Below are 15,535 nucleotides of genomic sequence, written 5' to 3'. Positions count from 1 at the left end.
ATATCCACCCTTTGTAAAATATTTATGAGAGATAGCTTGAGAGGCTACTCGATTGGCTGTTATACTTATTCATTGCTGTTTCCATGGCAGTGAACTTCTTATAATAGTTGGTTTCCATATCAGCTAGACGATCCTGCAGGGCACTAATTCGAGTATTATAATCACTCAATTTTTTTCCCATGGTACTGTCTGATTTAAAAGCAGTGGTTAGATCAACACTATACTTAGAGGTACCTGCTTTAGTAGATAATTTTTCAATAGCAGTACTAATACTTGAAGTTAATTTATCATAAAGCCCATCAGTTCCACTGTTAGATCCTTGGAATAGAGAAGTTACCTTTTGAGGCTCATTTTGAAGTGCCTCCTTCAATTTTTCCTGATCAATATACAATTTCCCATTTTCATAATACTCTCCGCTAGTGATACCAATCGCACTCAAATCACCAAGTTTCTTTGTTATCTCAGAACGCATGGAAAGCAAAGTGGATTTCAGAATCTCATCATTCTTTAGCATCCCACTTTTCGCTTTGGTTTCCCAAGCTTCAATTTCGCTTTCCTTCATTTCTTTCTTCTGCTCATCACTAAGCGGTGTGAAGTCAGGATAACGTTCTTCATTGACTCTAGCGTTAAAATTAGCTATTAATTCATTGTAGCTATCTACAAAGCTCGTGATGGTCGAAAGTGTTGTCGTATAATCTGTTTCTGTAGTCACCGTCGCCGATGTGGTAGACTCAGCTAAAAGAGTGAACTGCACTCCATTTAATTTAAAAACATTACTTGAGAACTCCAAATCTGTACCAGTTGCACTTCCATTTGCTTTTACATTTATTTTTGCAACTTGATACGGTGTAGACGTAACTGCTCCTGAGCCAAAAAGCTGAAGAAAGTTATCTCCGCTACCAAGGTCCACTTTACCCGCTGAACTAAAGACTGTGGAAGTGATACTGAACTTACCTGTTACTTCATCAAACTTAGCTTTAACATTTGCTCCATCAATTTTATTAATAGAAGTAATAGCATCAGCTATTGAAGTAGTACTATCCAATTTAATCGTTGTCTTGCCATTCACGGTTATTGAATATTTCCCATCAGATGATGCTGTGACATTATTAAATGCCCTGAGATCTTCTAACGTTGAGTTTGAGGTGATACGTTTACCATCCTTAGAAACTGCCATCCCCGCAGTTTCTTTAGCTGCTGCTTTTGCTAATTGAGTTACTGTAATCTCCATACTCGTACCATTCGCATCTGCGGTTGCCTCAGCTTTAAGCGCTGCAGTATTACCGGATACTGTAGCCTTTTGTGAATTCATCTGAGCGGAATTATCAAATTTTGCTAGTTTATTATTCTTGTAATCAACCAACTTGCTATTGACCTCACGATAATTATCTCTTTGCCACTGAAGAATTTGCTTCTGTTGATTCAATTTATCCAAAGGAACTCGCTTGGCTGTCATCATCTGGCTTACAATACTATCGACATCAATCCCGGAAGCAAGTCCACTAATCCTCAAAGTCATAGCTGTTCCTCCTTTTCAATCAAACTCTCTCGTCAACAATTATACCTGCAATCTGCATCATATTAGCTACTAAGTCCAGTGTTTTCTCTGGAGGAATCTCCCGGATAAGTTCACCAGTTTCTTTATTTAAGATCTTGACCATAATCGTTTTTGTTTCCTTGTGCATACTTACTTCCAGGGTAGTAGAAGGTCCCTCCAGAGCTTTCAGTGCCCGGTCAAGTGCTTTAACTACCTGTTCTTCGCCTAATGAAATAGGAATACCTTGGCTCTCCATCCTTTTTAAATCTTCATTACTGCTAGCTTGATTGACTACAGAAAGGCTGGTATTTACGTTGTTTTTTTTCTCAATCCTATTTCCTGTTTCCGTAGGCCTAGCACCATAATTCCCTGCTCCTGCTAATCGAACATCCATCGCGGAACCCTCCGTCACTGGTCAATGTATATACTATGTATCGGAATTTGTTGTCAACCATATTATAGGTAATGCAAAAAATAAAGCTCAAAACAGAAAAAAAGAACCCTGGAATAATCCAGGATTCTCGATTACTAAAAAGAATTTTAAAGCTGTGAAAATTAACGAAGCAATTGAAGAACACCTTGTGGCTGTTGGTTAGCTTGAGCCAGCATAGCTTGGGAAGCCTGTGCCAGAATGGAGTTTTTAGTCTGCTCCATCATTTCTTTCGCCATATCAACATCACGGATACGGGATTCAGCGGCAGTCAAGTTCTCGGATGAAGTATTCAGGTTGTTGATTGTGTGTTCCAAACGATTTTGGTATGCACCCAGTTTAGAGCGTTCCGAAGATACTGTTGTAATAGCTTTATCAATATTGGTAATCGCACTATTAGCAGCACCTTGCGAAGATACATCGATGCCCTTCTGAACTGTAGCCTGAGTTGATACATTTCCGTTAGCATCAACTGTTGCAGATGTAGAAGCCTGTTTAGCTTGCGCAATTGCAGGAGTGCCTGCAGCTAGTGCACTAAAAGTAAAATCAACATTTGCTGTACGTCCAGTAGCATTATCACCAATGGTTACACCTGTTTGATTACTACGCACAGTTACTGATGAACCAATAGCACCAGCAGTATTACCTAAAGTAAGAACTGCAGTCGCTGCTTTAACAGCAACAGAACCTTGGTTCCCCACAGCATTTGCAGCGTTGTTAGCAATTTGAAGCTTCACGCCGTCTCCAAGATCAAAGTCAGTACCTGATACTGAAGCAGTTGCCCATGTAGTACCTCCATCCTTGGAGTAGCTGACCGAAGAAACGTCTCCCGTAGCTGGAGTGCCAATGCTCGCAATTTTATATTGAATTGAAAAATCTGTAGAACCGGTATAAGCAGAGCCAGTAGTAGTACTCGCTCCTGTGATATTACCACCAGAGGCAGTAGCAGTAGCGGCAGTTACGCCAGAAACAGTAACATTAGCACCTGCTCCTAGATCAGAAGTCACACCTGAAATACCTGTTACTCCAGAGCCCGCAGTCAAAGTAGTGCTAATTACATCACCGGAAACTCCAAGTGACTTGGCATCCATAGCACTAACGCTCAAAGAAAGATTCTGGTTTGCATTTGCACCGATTTGATAGGTGTTCTTCAAACCGCCAGCAAGCAAGTTCTGAGTATTAAACTCAGTTGTATTAGAGATACGAGTGATTTCTTTAGCCAACTCGTCAACTTCTTGTTGAATCTTTTTGCGGTCATCAGCAGTATTTGTATCAGTACCAGATTGAACAGCCAGTTCACGAACACGTTGAAGAATTGAATGTGTTTCGTTCAAGGCGCCTTCTGCAGTCTGAATCAATGAAATAGCGTCTTGTCCGTTACGGCTTGCTTGATCCAAACCGCGGATTTGTCCGCGCATTTTTTCGGAAATTGCCAAACCTGCTGCATCATCGCCTGCACGGTTGATACGAAGACCGGAAGACAGTTTCTCGATGTTCTTGCTCTGGTTAGCTGTGTTAGTGCTCAATTGACGGTGAGTATTTAATGCTGTTACGTTGTGATTGATAATCATTGTGTATTTCCTCCCTGAAATTAAGTTAGTTCCACATCCATGTGGTAAACGCTGCCGTTAAGGTCGGCCGCCCCTCCGGATTCAGCGTCTAATATATATATCGACCCGGTATCTGATTTGTTTATAGCTATTTTCATGAATTCACAAATTTATTTTTGAGTACGCAGCCGCTCCATAAGAGCATTAAGATTTGTGGGTGCAGGTGCAGCAGATTCCTTATTTACTTCTTTTATGGAAAGATATACTTCCTCCCTGAAGATATCGACATGTTTCGGAGCGTTTATGCCTACTTTCACAATATCTCCTTCCACACTCAGAATGGTGATCTCGATATTATCCTGTATGATAATCGATTCGCCCTTTTTTCGGGTAAGAACAAGCATATTACTCACCACCCTTTTCAAAATGATCTTGGGAAACATTCCATAAACCATGTCTTGTTTGATAGTTCGAATTGTGTAGTACAACCTGCTTCCCTGAACGTTTAACCGGATTTAGTACAATCGGTGCTAGTAAATTAACAGTCGAGCTCTCCAACTCTTCTTTAATCGTAACCATGCAACGTACATTTACCAGGTCGGCAATCTCCAGTTCCTCTTTGTCAGATTCTGGAAGCTGGAATTCATAAGTCGGGTAGAAAACGAAGGGGTCACTCAATAAAAAGGAAACACTCTGATTTTGAAGCGATTGCAAATAACTGAACGGCCCGTCTTCTACCGTTATCAATGCAAAATCAATATCATCTTCAAAACCCGGAATACCTTTAGGAAAGTGATAAATCTGTTCATCTTTAATATCTAGCGTTCCCCAAGTCAATGTTTCTATATTCATTCTGTGAACACTCCTTATTCATAGTCTAATAAAAAAGCTATAGACATTTGGTCATGATCAACCGTATCTATAGCCTGTATTAATATTTACATTTGAATATCAATCTCCGGTGGAATAAAGCTTATGGAGGGCTTTTGCCTTAGATAAAGATCCACGCTTGACGGTGTATAGTTAATTTCCGGATAGTGGGCCTCCACTTGAATGTTGACTTCTGCCCTACGATACTCTATTTGAGGAGGAATTACCTTTACATCTATTCGCACGTTATCTACGGATGCCGGACCACGGATTTCCGGGTAAGACACCGGTTTCCAATCCTCACCGTAAACCTCTGCTATACTATTTCCCGGTTTGTGAAAATTGGCCATCCGTTCGCCTTGCTCCATACGTTTAGCAATACCTTGAAGCCATAGCTGCTCAACACCCGAATAGATCCTTTGGCTCATCTCATTATAAGTTCCACCTGTATATGCGGCCCTAGCTTGAGACTGATCAATTGTCATCTCAGGGGGAGACTGATGAATCTCCAGTTGCCCGGGAGTAGTAGTAATTTGCATATCTGCCTTGGGCTGAACAATTGACAGGCTCCCAGCAGTAGTCTCGATCCCGATTAAGGCAGTTGTTTGCCGTATTTGAACTATCGGTATCATCTAAGCCCCCCCTATCTTATGAAATCTACAAGGGTGGACTGGATGATCTTAGAACCTACAGAAAGAGAGGCATTATAAATATTCTCTTGAATTTTGGACTGCATTAACATCTCCGCATAATCGCCATCTTCAGTCTTCGACTGCAAGTCTGTCAAATTCACTTCCATATCGCTTAATCTATTCTTCATTAGCTCAATGCGGTTGGTTTTTGCTCCGACATCTGCTTGGACAGTTAACATTTTGTTGATACGACTGTCGATATTTCCTAACTGACTTGAAATTTCAGCCGTATCTCCGACAGCAAGGGCAGCCGAAATCTTATCGATAACAGCAAAGATATTATCCGCTTCATCTCCACCAAATACATCATTACCTGTAATATTGATCGGAAGCTGAACACTGTCACCTACGGTGTAATTCAATACGCCTTTATCCGTAATTATGGAAGCAGCCCCCGAAGTATCTGGTGTTCCATCAGCTCCAGTAGCAAATTTATAAGGTTGTATATCGTATTGCTGTCCATTAAAAATATACTTTCCCTTGAACTGGCTGTTGGATATATCAATAAGCTGTTCCTTAAGTTGCTTCACTTCAGCATTAATGCTATCCATCGCCTCTTGTGGATTAGCACCATTAGCTCCTTTTACAGACAGCTCGCGAAGCCGTTGAATTACATCTCCTGATTGGGTCAGTACTGTATCATTAAACTCCAGCCAAGAGGTAGCATCATCTACATTCTCCTGGTATTGCTCATTCGCGGACAAGTCCGCACGGTAACGCAGTGAGTAAGTAATCCCGACAGGATCATCCGAGGGTTTATTGATCTTCCGCCCAGTTGCAAGCTGTAGTTGTGTATCATTCATCGTGCGTGCGTTGCGGTTCAAGTTAAGCAGCAACTGTGAATTCATCATATTGGAGGTTACCCGTAACATCGCTTAAATCCCCCTTTCTTATCTGCCTACGGTGCCGGTAGAGTTAATTAATTTGTCGAGTAGTTCATCATAAGTAGTCATAAAACGCGCAGCCGCACTATAAGCGTGCTGGAATACTAGCATGTTAGACATTTCTTCGTCCAAAGATACTCCGCTAACAGATTGCCGACGAGCGTTTACTTGTTCTACAAGGTAATTAGAGTTCTCCGTCTGTCTGGTAGCTTCTTGTGATTGAATCCCAAGTTGCCCAACCATCGATTTGTAAAAGGAACCTGCTGTCGCCTTGATACCTGTAGTTGGTGATATAAAAGAACCAGATTGCTGATTGGCTAATAAAAGTGCCAAAGTATTATTCCCTTTAACTACTGATTCAGAGGAGCCTGTTCCCGTAGTTCGAAGTGAAGTAGCCAATAGATTGGTGTCTGCGGCAATTACAGCATTGAATGTGACATTGCCAGCCGTGATAGCACTCCCGTCACCTGTAATTGTAAATAACGGTTTGCCGGGATTGAGTGTACCATCCATCGTATAACCCAGTTGATGAAGACCATTTAACCCTTTTACAGTTGTTTGCACATCAGCATTTAAAGTTGCACCTTTGGGAAGGGCTGTACCTGCTGCGATAGTAGCTATTGAACCATCTGTTTTAGTTATAGTTGCAGCATTGGTCAAAACTGTTCCTTCAGGAAGTATAGAACCTTTGGGAAGAGTAATATCCATGTCTCCGACTGCAATTGTATTAGCAATGTTGTCAAGCTGTTTCTTATAATCCGCAACGTACTTCTGACTGGAGGAGATCATTCCGTGAACTTCTCCGGTCTTCAGATCCCCTGATGCAAAAGCAGTATTGAGGAATGCACTATCCACAGTCGCAGCCACAGTGGCTCCTTGGACGAGCTGTTGGCTACCAAGTGAAATGTTATAGCCATATTCAGTATCAATTATATTAATATTTGCGATCTTAGAGAGCTTGTCCGTCAGCAGGTCACGTTGATCACGCAAATCATTAGCTTTGTCGCCCATGCTCTCAATCTTGAAAATAGATGAGTTTAAATCTGCGATGGAAGCTAGATATCCTTGTACTTCAGTACCTTTGACTGCCACATTTGAGGCCAAATCTGTATCTAGGTTAGTAAGCTGCTTACTCATATAATTAAGCGCATCAGTAAGAGATTGGGCGGTTTGAACTACAATTTTGCGAGAAGTACTATCCTCCGGATTCTTGCTAAGATCTGACCATGATTTCCAAAAATTATCTAGAACTGTACTAAGGCCTGTGTCCGATGGTTCTTGAAAGATTGCCTCTAGCTTGTCTAGTGTATCCGATTGGATCGCCCAGCTTCCTAAAGCTGAATTCTCGCCGCGGTATTGGGTATCCAGAAAAGTCTCTCGAATCCGATCAATTGAACCAAATTCCACCCCCGTCCCTAACTGGCCCGGAACCGTCGAGTTGCTAAGGCCATAAGCCTCAATAGGAATGGATGCAGTCATGTTCACACGCTGGCGGGTATAACCCTCCGTATTAGCGTTGGCAATGTTGTGGCCGGTTGTATTGAGCGCAGCAGTCTGGGTAAACAGGCTTCGTCTTGCTGTTTCGATCGAGTGAAATGTGGATGTCATGCTACTTGTTCCTCCCTTGTGATTGCTGCGGTGAATGAGGCCATGAGGATAAACGGGTTATCCGCGGGCATCAAAAAGGCCCGGCCGAGTCACACTGCTGCCCTTGTCGGACGGATGATGGTATGTCATTTCCTGATTTGGTCTTCCGACAAGCAAATCCAGGGAATAATCTATAAAGGTAAGCGACTGCTCAATCAGCTTCTGATTCAGCTCATTGGCAAGTTTCAATTGCTGCAATGTGCCGGAAAGCTTCTGCTGGATATGCAGCAGGCGCGATTTGTCCTCAGGATCAAATACAAGGCGGGACAGCTCGGTAAGATTCAGATTCAGATTGGAACGGATTCCAACCCCCTGCAGAAAAACGAATGCCGCTTCCGCACGCTTCTCTTCCAGCTGTCCGATCACCTTCATAAGCTTGGACTCACGGTTCAGGATGTCGATGAGACCCTCCACCTTGTTGTCCATGATGGTCTGTTTCTTGACAGCGGCCAAATCCAGCATCTGTACATGCGCTTCGTCCAGCCGCTCTAGCAATTCTAATAATGTCGTAAGTGCCATGGGTGTGTTCACCTAATTCTCGGAGGATTGCTTAAAGTAGGGGGCGAGTGTCTCTGCGAGCTTAGCTGCGTCAACCTGGTAGGTACCTGCGGATACTTGCTGTTTCAGGCTCTCGATCTTGTTCGCACGTTCAGCGTCAACCTTGCCGCTTTTCTGTGCCTGGAGCAGCTTAATGGCTTCATCCGAAATCGATACCTCGTCCTTGCGTGTGCTCTTCTTCATTTGTTCCTGCCTTTGCGATTCCGCACTCCGTTGATACGGGTTCATCGCGTTAATTCGTCCGGTCTCGTTAATTTTCATAACTTCCACCTTCCTTCTGATATAAAAAAGCCGATAATCTTTACTAAGTTTATCGGCCTCTGTTGAAACATTCTTTATAGCTGCAAACGTTTTTTTGCAGATTTTATTAGTTCCGGAACTTGTCGACGGCGCGGTATGCGGCATCAGAAGTCTTTTTGGTACTGCTTTTGTCCACAGTTTCCTTGGCAGCATTTGCCAGATCCTTAGTCAAACGGCTGCGGCAGCTGTCGCACATATGCCCGTCCCGGATCAAGGTTCCGCATACTTCGCAAGGGTACATCATATTAGGTGCGTTCGCTATGGAAATCCGGCCCTCACGAATAAAACGGGTGATTTCCTTAATGGAGATCTCCGTGGCATCGGATAGTTCCTGAATATTAGTGCCTCTATTTTTGCGCAGGTAGTCTACACAAATTTCATATTCATGCTCTAAATCTTTGATACAAGGCTGGCACAGGTTCATTAAATTCTTAACATATAGCCGGCCGCATCTTGGACAATTATCTACATTCATTTCTACCGCGGCTCCCTTCCTTACATTCTGCACAGCTTATAAATATCTTATGCTAATAAGATTACATGATAGCTGAACTTCCGTCTATGATTAGTATCGGTTGTAGAGCAGGTTTAATTTAATTTTCGAACGGCCGAAACCGCTAAGAACGTGCCCATGTCAGACTGTATATCTCCGCCGCATAGCCCAAATCACCAATGAGCCGGTGAAGTGCTTCAGCGCAGGCCCGTATTGTGCTTCCAGTGGTGTAGATATCATCGATAATAATGATCTGCAGGGGGTGCTGCTGAAACGGGGGAGCGATTGAATCCATTTGTTCTTTCAGACTTTGCAGAATCTTAGGATCTGTATTTCCGGCAAAAACCTGCTTCATGCCCGCCAGCCGTTCACTTCTGCTTTTGAAGCTCTGTTTGCCGGTATGCCGGGTACGAATCAGCAGCGGAAGCTGAGGAATTCCTCTACGCAGAGATAATACTTCTGCCAGTTGCTCCGCCTGATTAAACCCTCTTTCAGCCAGGCGGGCTGAGCTTACAGGTACAGGGACCAGCAAATCGGCTTGCCATAGGGCCGAGTGAATAAGAAGATAGTTTGACTTTGCTGCTGAAAAAGGCCTGCGGGAAGAATTACTTTGTAGAGTAGCATTTTGTTGTTGTTCACTCTGCTCTTGTTGGAGTATGGCATATGCCTTGTCCAGCATCAGGCCCAGTATGGGGGCCAAGCGTTCATTCCCTCTGTATTTGTACTGACCCAGCAGCTCGCGCATCTCACTTGTATAGGCCACCGCGCTGCGGTTGCAGCGGATCGGTACAGGCTCGCGGCTGCGGCTGCAGTCCGGACAGCCGACATGGCGACCACAGGTCTGGCACCGGGGACAACGGATCCACGGGATCGCTGTGTGGCAGCTTATACATATTCCGGGCAGCCCGGATGAAGGACGGCCTCTTTTACCACAGAACAGACATTGAGGCAGGGTAGGAGCGATTAACAATTGGGCTTTTTTAATCCATGACATTATGGAATTCATCTATAAGCTCCTCCAGGCGATGTGCACATTATTATGACTAAAAGAGTAGGTGGCTTCTTATCTCAAAGGTATCCCTGCCTATGGGCAATCGCGTTCATGCTGCGAATCTGTGAAATGGCTCTGCGCTGTGACTTGCTCCACTCTGCGGAAGCGAATACGACGTGGCCGTCCGTGTCATCTTTGGAGCGTCCTGCCCGGCCCGCCATCTGCACCAGAGCAGCTTCGTCAAACAGACTGCTGTCCGCATCCAGAATAAATACATCACTTCGCGGAACCGTAACTCCCCTCTCCAGAATTGTCGTCGTTACCAGGAGTGAAATCGTACAATTGCGGAATTCCAGCACCTTCTCTGCTCTATCCGGATCTTTGGAGGAGGTTCCTTCCATAGCTATTCCGGGGAAAAGCCGCCGGAGAAGCTTCAGCAGTCCTGCAATGTGGGCAATCCGCGAGACAAAGAGAAAAATCTGTGCTTTGCGGTCAAGAGATCTACGCAAGGCACGGATCAGACTTATTGGGAGTCTCCCCTGCTTCAAACAACGGTGGAGCAGCGGCATATGTAAATGCAATGGAACCGGCAAGGGATGGCCGTGGAAGCGGACCGGTACTCTCGCATGCGGCAGTTTTCCTGAACGGGCGAGGCGCTGTAATTCTGCCGGTGGTGTGGCTGAGAGAAAAATGAAGGATCCAGAGGGCTTACAAACCTGCCCGGCAGCGTAGGCCAGCATTGGATCATTGTGATAGGGAAAAGCATCGAGTTCATCGATGATGACCAGGTCAAAAGCTTGATTGAACCGCAGCAGCTGATGGGTTGTAGCCAGCGTTATGTTGCTCGCGCTCCAGCGGTCGTCGCTGCCCCCATATAACACGGCGGGGGTATCCGCCGGGAAGGCCTTGGCCAGACGCGGTGCCAGCTCCAGCACGACGTCGCGCCGCGGCGACGCGATTAGCGCACGGCCTCCGGCTGCGAGCGCCGCCTCCAGGAGCGGGAACGTAATCTCCGTCTTTCCCGCTCCCGTCACTGCCCAGAGCAAGAAACGCTCTGGGCCTCTTGGGGCGGAGCGCTCCCGCGGCTCCGCCAGGAACCCCAGCGCAGCGGTGGCCGCAGCCGCCTGCGCTGCGCTAAGCCCCCACCGGCGTGCCGCTACGGTGGGGGAGACGCCTGCCGTGCAGCGCACGGCAGGCAGCGGCGCGCTGCGCAGCAGCAGCGCGCAAGCCCGGCTGCGCCCGAGTGCGAGGCAGGCCTCGCAATAGGCGCAGCCGGCAAGGCCGCACGCGGCGCAGGCCGTGCGGCCCGTGGGTACGCTGCCGCAACGCAGGCAGCGTGGTGCCCCGCGGCGGGTGGCAGCGCCGCGCCCCCCGGCAAGCATCTTGCTCACCCGCCCCAACGCATGCACACTCTGCTTCACCTTGCTTCTCCACCCCAGCACTCCTCCACCTTGCTCCCGGCTACCTATCCGCTCCGTCTCTTTCCTGCTTTGCTTCATCTTGCTCCTCCACCCCGGCACTCCCCCGCCTTGCTCCCGGCTACCTATCCGCTCCGTCTCTTTCCCGCTCCGCTTCATCTTGCTCCTCCACCCCGGCACTCCCCCGCCTTGCTCCCGGTTGTATATCCGCTCCGTCTCTTTCCCACTCTGCTTCGCCTTGCTTCTCCTCCACCCCAGCACTCTCCCGCCTTGCTCCCGGCTGCCTATCCGCCCTGTCTCTTTCCCGCTCTGCTTCGCCTTGCTCACCCCCAACACTCCCCCGCCTTGCTCCCGGTTATTATAAGCAACTGCAGCCTCAATTCTTATCCGCCCCTGCAGATGCGCCAGCTGCACTGCAGCAGACCAATTTCCTGCCAGGTCAGGCAGCCGCTCTGCCACCAGTGCTTCTGCTTCGCCCTGCAGCAGAGAACGGCCGGCAAGCGCTCCTGCCAACTGATTAGCCGCCGCCGCTAATGCAGCGAGGTCATCCCAGCCGTACAAGCTATCCTTAGGCATTACAGGCTGAGCATAGTTCCCGACACGTGCAGTCTCCTTCAGACCTCCTTCCGTCCAGCCCAGTATGGATTCTGAAGCGATACCCCCTTCTGTCAGCCACTCCTCTTCCCGCAGACCTCCCTCCTCCTGTTCTTTCCTGATCTCAGCCTTCAAGCAATTGGCGACATACCTTTTCCAGTCCTCCTTCTTCCATAGCGTCATGGCCGGTGAAGCTCTGAAGCCCTTCCTCAGCTTCACCCCCCAGCCTAACGGGAGCGATGGTGACAGCAGCACCAGACTGTCCGCTTGCCCGCCGCCCCAGCCTTCGCCTCCCATTCCCTCACCATTCCACCATAACCTGTCCACAGCCATGTTTAGCGATATTCTGATCTCCCAAGCGGCATTGCGCTCTACCGCATATACTGCTACTCTCATCAATTCCTTCCCTCTCTCCTTCAAAGTGGCACATCACCGAGACCATAGATTACGATCCCCCCCGAATCCACACTAAATTAATTGAACTTTTTATTTTTCTACTCCGCGATAGCCGTGACTACAGCAAATGTTTAGACTCCGGCCACTGTCAGGTTTGGATTTAGCTGTACTTGAACAGCAGACAGCCTAACTGCAGTTACTGCAACTATTTATTGCTGTAACAGCCTATCTATCCACTGAAGTGTATTTCGTACAACTATAATCCGGGAAAACCGCAGTTTGGCCTCATGTCCGCAATAATAAATGTACGAAGTGCAGCTATCTCCAGATATCCTGTCTAAATCTGAATAATAGCTGCACGAAATACAACTAAAGCAGCTGGCCTTAAGTTTGGTGTCCGGCTGAACCACTAAGCAATCCGTGTTTGCTCATCAAACACAAAAAAGCACACTCCCCCATTACTGGAGAGTGTGCTTCACCCGTTGCCGACATATTTAATTATCATTCGCCATGCTTCGATCCGTATCCCCTGCTTCCCGGCAGCCGCATCATCTTCAGCGGAAAAGGCTGCTCCTGCGTCCGCAGATCCAGTACGTTTTCCTTCAGGTGTTCCGCTTCGCCAAGAGTCTTGTAGTGCGGCATTATCGGGGCGAACCTGATAGACGAGCCGCTGCAGTCTAACCGTGAGGCAACCGCCAGCGTTCCATCCAGGGAACCATCATCCATCAAAGTGACATACAGCGGTCTGCCCATCCAAAAAGCATAAACTGCGAGCATTCGGATATACCATTCCACAACAGCTTCATGATTGCGGGTGATCAGAATATAATGAAGCCGCTTTCCAGGCCGCATTGCCTCCCGGCTCTCTTCTCTGCGATGCAGAATATGAACAAGGGCTGCTGCGGATGCATAGATAGACACAATCGAGATTAACTGGGCGATCATGGAGATGCACCTCCCTCTTATACCGACACTATATGCCGGTGATAAAGGGACGGTGACAGCCCAGCCTCCCGGGACAGATGACCCGGTTATTCTGACTCTTTATATATCGCAAAGCACAGAATTTCCGCCTTCCTGCAGGAAGACAGATTAAAGCTTCCGGTTTCGGGTACATATTTAAATCAGCATTTTGCAAAATTCGAATATCATGCGGACTGAAACAATACTTTGACTGCAGCTGGACCGCTGCAATCAAGTTATGTACCGTTTTATAAGGATCATTAGGATTCTCCAAAACGCTCAGTTAAAAGTTTACGTGTGAATTATAATGTTACCCAGCCATATTTGATCGAATTGATGACAGCCTGCGTGCGGTCGTCGACTTCCATCTTTTGCAGAATGCTGCTGACATGGTTTTTGACTGTTTTTTCGCTGATAAAAAGGTATTCCCCAATCATCTTGTTGCTCTTGCCTTCAGCCATAAGGCGCAGCACTTCTGCTTCGCGGCGGGTCAGCGGATTGTTGTCGCCTGCAACAAATTTCACGCCTGCTTCCTTAACCGGAGTCTCGGCCATGGCACCTGTCTCGTTAAGATACGTCATGCGGCGCAGCTGATTGATCAGCTTGCCGGTTACCTTGGGATGAATGAAGGCATGGCCTTCACATACAGAGCGGATCGCATTAATAAGCGACTCTGCCTCCATATCCTTCAGCAAATATCCATTCGCACCCTTGCGCAGGGTTTCGAAGACGTAACTTTCGTCATCATGGATCGAGAGGATAATCACTTTAACATCCGGGAACATTTCCCGCAGCTTCTGTGTAGCCTCCACACCGTTCTCAATAGGCATATTAATATCCATCAGCACGATATCCGGCTTGTTGATATTGCAGAATTCAAGCACCTGGATGCCGTCACCGCACTCACCTATGACTTCAATGTCGTCCTCCATATTCAAAATACGTTTAAGCCCTTCACGAAACAACTGATGATCATCCGCCAAAAGAACCTTTATGGGCGATTTTCCAGAATTCTGGTTTTCCATCACATTACTCCTTTCCTTTGTCCACATTCGTCGGAATGTGAATTATGATTGTTGTGCCCTGGTTCTCTGCTGACTGTATTTCCACTCTACCTTCCAGCAATTCCACACGTTCACGCATTCCCACCAGCCCAAAGCTTTCACGGTTGGCTTGCTCACTGATCTTTTTCACATTGAAGCCTAAACCATTGTCTTTCACTACGATCTTAATTAACTGTGCCTGATACGTAATTTCCACCAGAACATAACTTGGATAGGCATGCTTCGCCGCGTTGGACAAAGCTTCCTGAACAAGACGGTAGACTGCAGCCTCCATCGCTGAAGACAGCCGGTGCTCTTTCCCCCTTGTTTCAAAAGAAGTGCGGATCTTCGTCTTCTCCTCATAATCATGCACGTATTTCCGGAGTGTCGGAATCAGTCCTAGATCATCGAGGGCCATCGGACGGAGATTAAAAATCACTTTACGCATTTCTTCCAGGCTGTACCTTACCTGTCCCTTTAAGTCTATTACTTCGGCTTGTACCAGCCCAAATTCCTGCTTTACCAGCATTCTTTCTACAATTTCCGTCCTTAGGACTAGATTTGCCAGCATTTGAGCAGGACCATCGTGAATTTCCCGGGCAATTCTCTTCCGTTCTTCTTCCTGGGCCTGGATTATCTTGAGTCCAACCATTTGCGTGTTTTTCGCAGATTCGACAATTCTCGTCACTTGGCCTAGTTCTCCAGACAGATATTCCAGGACAACGCTCATTTGCGAACCAATCGATTCGGCCCGCTCCACAGAATTTTCGACACTGCGAGCCCGCATTTGCAGCTCATCCCGTCTGCTCCGCAGGTAGGCTTCCCTCTCCCTCGTCATCATCAGCTCTAACTGAAGCTCCGTCGCTTTCTCGTAAGCAACCCGGATATCCTTCTCCGTGTAGCGGACAAAGTCCCGGCTGACCTCGGTCAGCCGGATCCGGGAGCGGTGGTACTGCAGCTCCAGCTTGTCTACCTTTTGCAATGTTTCATCCGTTTCTTCCATAACCCGCTGCAGTTCTTTGGTGAGTGCAGCAAGCTCATCACGTGCAACCTGCAATATTTCAAAAATCTGATACTTGCTGCTCTCCATCACGTCGATGGTATTCTTAATGACGCGATCAATCGCATCGGCTTGAAATTCCACGGATGCTTGCCCCATTTCTATCGGA

The 15,535-nt window shown here is 47.0% G+C and carries 16 protein-coding genes; all 16 read right to left on the bottom strand.

From position 1 onward, the window contains the following. Positions 1-22: 22 nt before the first annotated feature. Positions 23-1,519, bottom strand: coding sequence for a flagellar filament capping protein FliD (gene fliD, locus NYE33_RS06755; RefSeq protein WP_341065215.1), 1,497 nt, complete (start codon positions 1,517-1,519; stop codon positions 23-25). A 19-nt stretch (positions 1,520-1,538) separates the two neighbouring features. Further along, a complete protein-coding gene (locus NYE33_RS06750; RefSeq protein ID WP_341065213.1) occupies positions 1,539-1,931 on the bottom strand; it encodes a flagellar protein FlaG in 393 nt (130 codons plus the stop codon). 161 nt (positions 1,932-2,092) lie between these two features. Next, positions 2,093-3,538 (bottom strand): flagellin N-terminal helical domain-containing protein, encoded by a 1,446-nt coding sequence (locus tag NYE33_RS06745; protein ID WP_341065211.1) that lies wholly within the window; start codon positions 3,536-3,538, stop codon positions 2,093-2,095. A gap of 149 nt (positions 3,539-3,687) precedes the next feature. Further along, positions 3,688-3,921: a carbon storage regulator CsrA gene (gene csrA, locus NYE33_RS06740; protein ID WP_341065208.1), complete on the bottom strand. Its 234-nt coding sequence runs from the start codon at positions 3,919-3,921 to the stop codon at positions 3,688-3,690. A gap of 1 nt (position 3,922) precedes the next feature. Continuing rightward, a complete protein-coding gene (gene fliW, locus NYE33_RS06735) occupies positions 3,923-4,369 on the bottom strand; it encodes a flagellar assembly protein FliW (protein ID WP_341065206.1) in 447 nt (148 codons plus the stop codon). Between the two features lie 86 nt (positions 4,370-4,455). Further along, entirely contained in the window at positions 4,456-5,019 is a 564-nt protein-coding gene (locus NYE33_RS06730) for a DUF6470 family protein (RefSeq protein ID WP_341065205.1), read from the bottom strand. An 11-nt stretch (positions 5,020-5,030) separates the two neighbouring features. Continuing rightward, positions 5,031-5,951: a flagellar hook-associated protein FlgL gene (flgL, locus tag NYE33_RS06725; RefSeq protein ID WP_341065203.1), complete on the bottom strand. Its 921-nt coding sequence runs from the start codon at positions 5,949-5,951 to the stop codon at positions 5,031-5,033. An 18-nt stretch (positions 5,952-5,969) separates the two neighbouring features. Beyond that, positions 5,970-7,571: a flagellar hook-associated protein FlgK gene (gene flgK, locus NYE33_RS06720; protein WP_341065201.1), complete on the bottom strand. Its 1,602-nt coding sequence runs from the start codon at positions 7,569-7,571 to the stop codon at positions 5,970-5,972. A 57-nt stretch (positions 7,572-7,628) separates the two neighbouring features. Continuing rightward, positions 7,629-8,129 carry a flagellar protein FlgN gene (locus NYE33_RS06715; RefSeq protein WP_039302665.1) on the bottom strand — a complete coding sequence of 167 codons (501 nt, stop codon included), beginning with the start codon at positions 8,127-8,129 and terminating at the stop codon, positions 7,629-7,631. A gap of 12 nt (positions 8,130-8,141) precedes the next feature. Next, positions 8,142-8,429, bottom strand: coding sequence for a flagellar biosynthesis anti-sigma factor FlgM (gene flgM / locus NYE33_RS06710; protein WP_341065199.1), 288 nt, complete (start codon positions 8,427-8,429; stop codon positions 8,142-8,144). Between the two features lie 106 nt (positions 8,430-8,535). Then, positions 8,536-8,943: a TIGR03826 family flagellar region protein gene (locus NYE33_RS06705; RefSeq protein ID WP_042218081.1), complete on the bottom strand. Its 408-nt coding sequence runs from the start codon at positions 8,941-8,943 to the stop codon at positions 8,536-8,538. A gap of 142 nt (positions 8,944-9,085) precedes the next feature. After that, complete coding sequence (locus tag NYE33_RS06700; protein ID WP_341065196.1) at positions 9,086-9,967, bottom strand: ComF family protein; 882 nt, start codon at positions 9,965-9,967, stop codon at positions 9,086-9,088. A gap of 62 nt (positions 9,968-10,029) precedes the next feature. Continuing rightward, entirely contained in the window at positions 10,030-12,360 is a 2,331-nt protein-coding gene (locus tag NYE33_RS06695) for a helicase-related protein (RefSeq protein WP_445669804.1), read from the bottom strand. Between the two features lie 501 nt (positions 12,361-12,861). Then, positions 12,862-13,305, bottom strand: a complete 444-nt coding sequence (locus tag NYE33_RS06690) for a hypothetical protein (protein ID WP_052422137.1) — start codon at positions 13,303-13,305, stop codon at positions 12,862-12,864. Positions 13,306-13,625: 320 nt separating this feature from the next. After that, on the bottom strand, positions 13,626-14,348 hold the full coding sequence (locus tag NYE33_RS06685; RefSeq protein ID WP_039303779.1) for a response regulator: 723 nt from the start codon (positions 14,346-14,348) through the stop codon (positions 13,626-13,628). A gap of 4 nt (positions 14,349-14,352) precedes the next feature. Then, positions 14,353-15,510 carry a sensor histidine kinase gene (locus NYE33_RS06680; RefSeq protein ID WP_042141753.1) on the bottom strand — a complete coding sequence of 386 codons (1,158 nt, stop codon included), beginning with the start codon at positions 15,508-15,510 and terminating at the stop codon, positions 14,353-14,355. Positions 15,511-15,535 lie beyond the last annotated feature (25 nt).

The sequence above is a fragment of the Paenibacillus sp. FSL R10-2199 genome, assembly GCF_038000235.1.
GTDB classification, from domain to species: Bacteria; Bacillota; Bacilli; order Paenibacillales; family Paenibacillaceae; genus Paenibacillus_AQ; species Paenibacillus_AQ phytohabitans.
The sequence above is the reverse complement of the archived record's forward strand: the minus strand, read 5'-3'. Positions and strand labels throughout refer to the sequence as shown.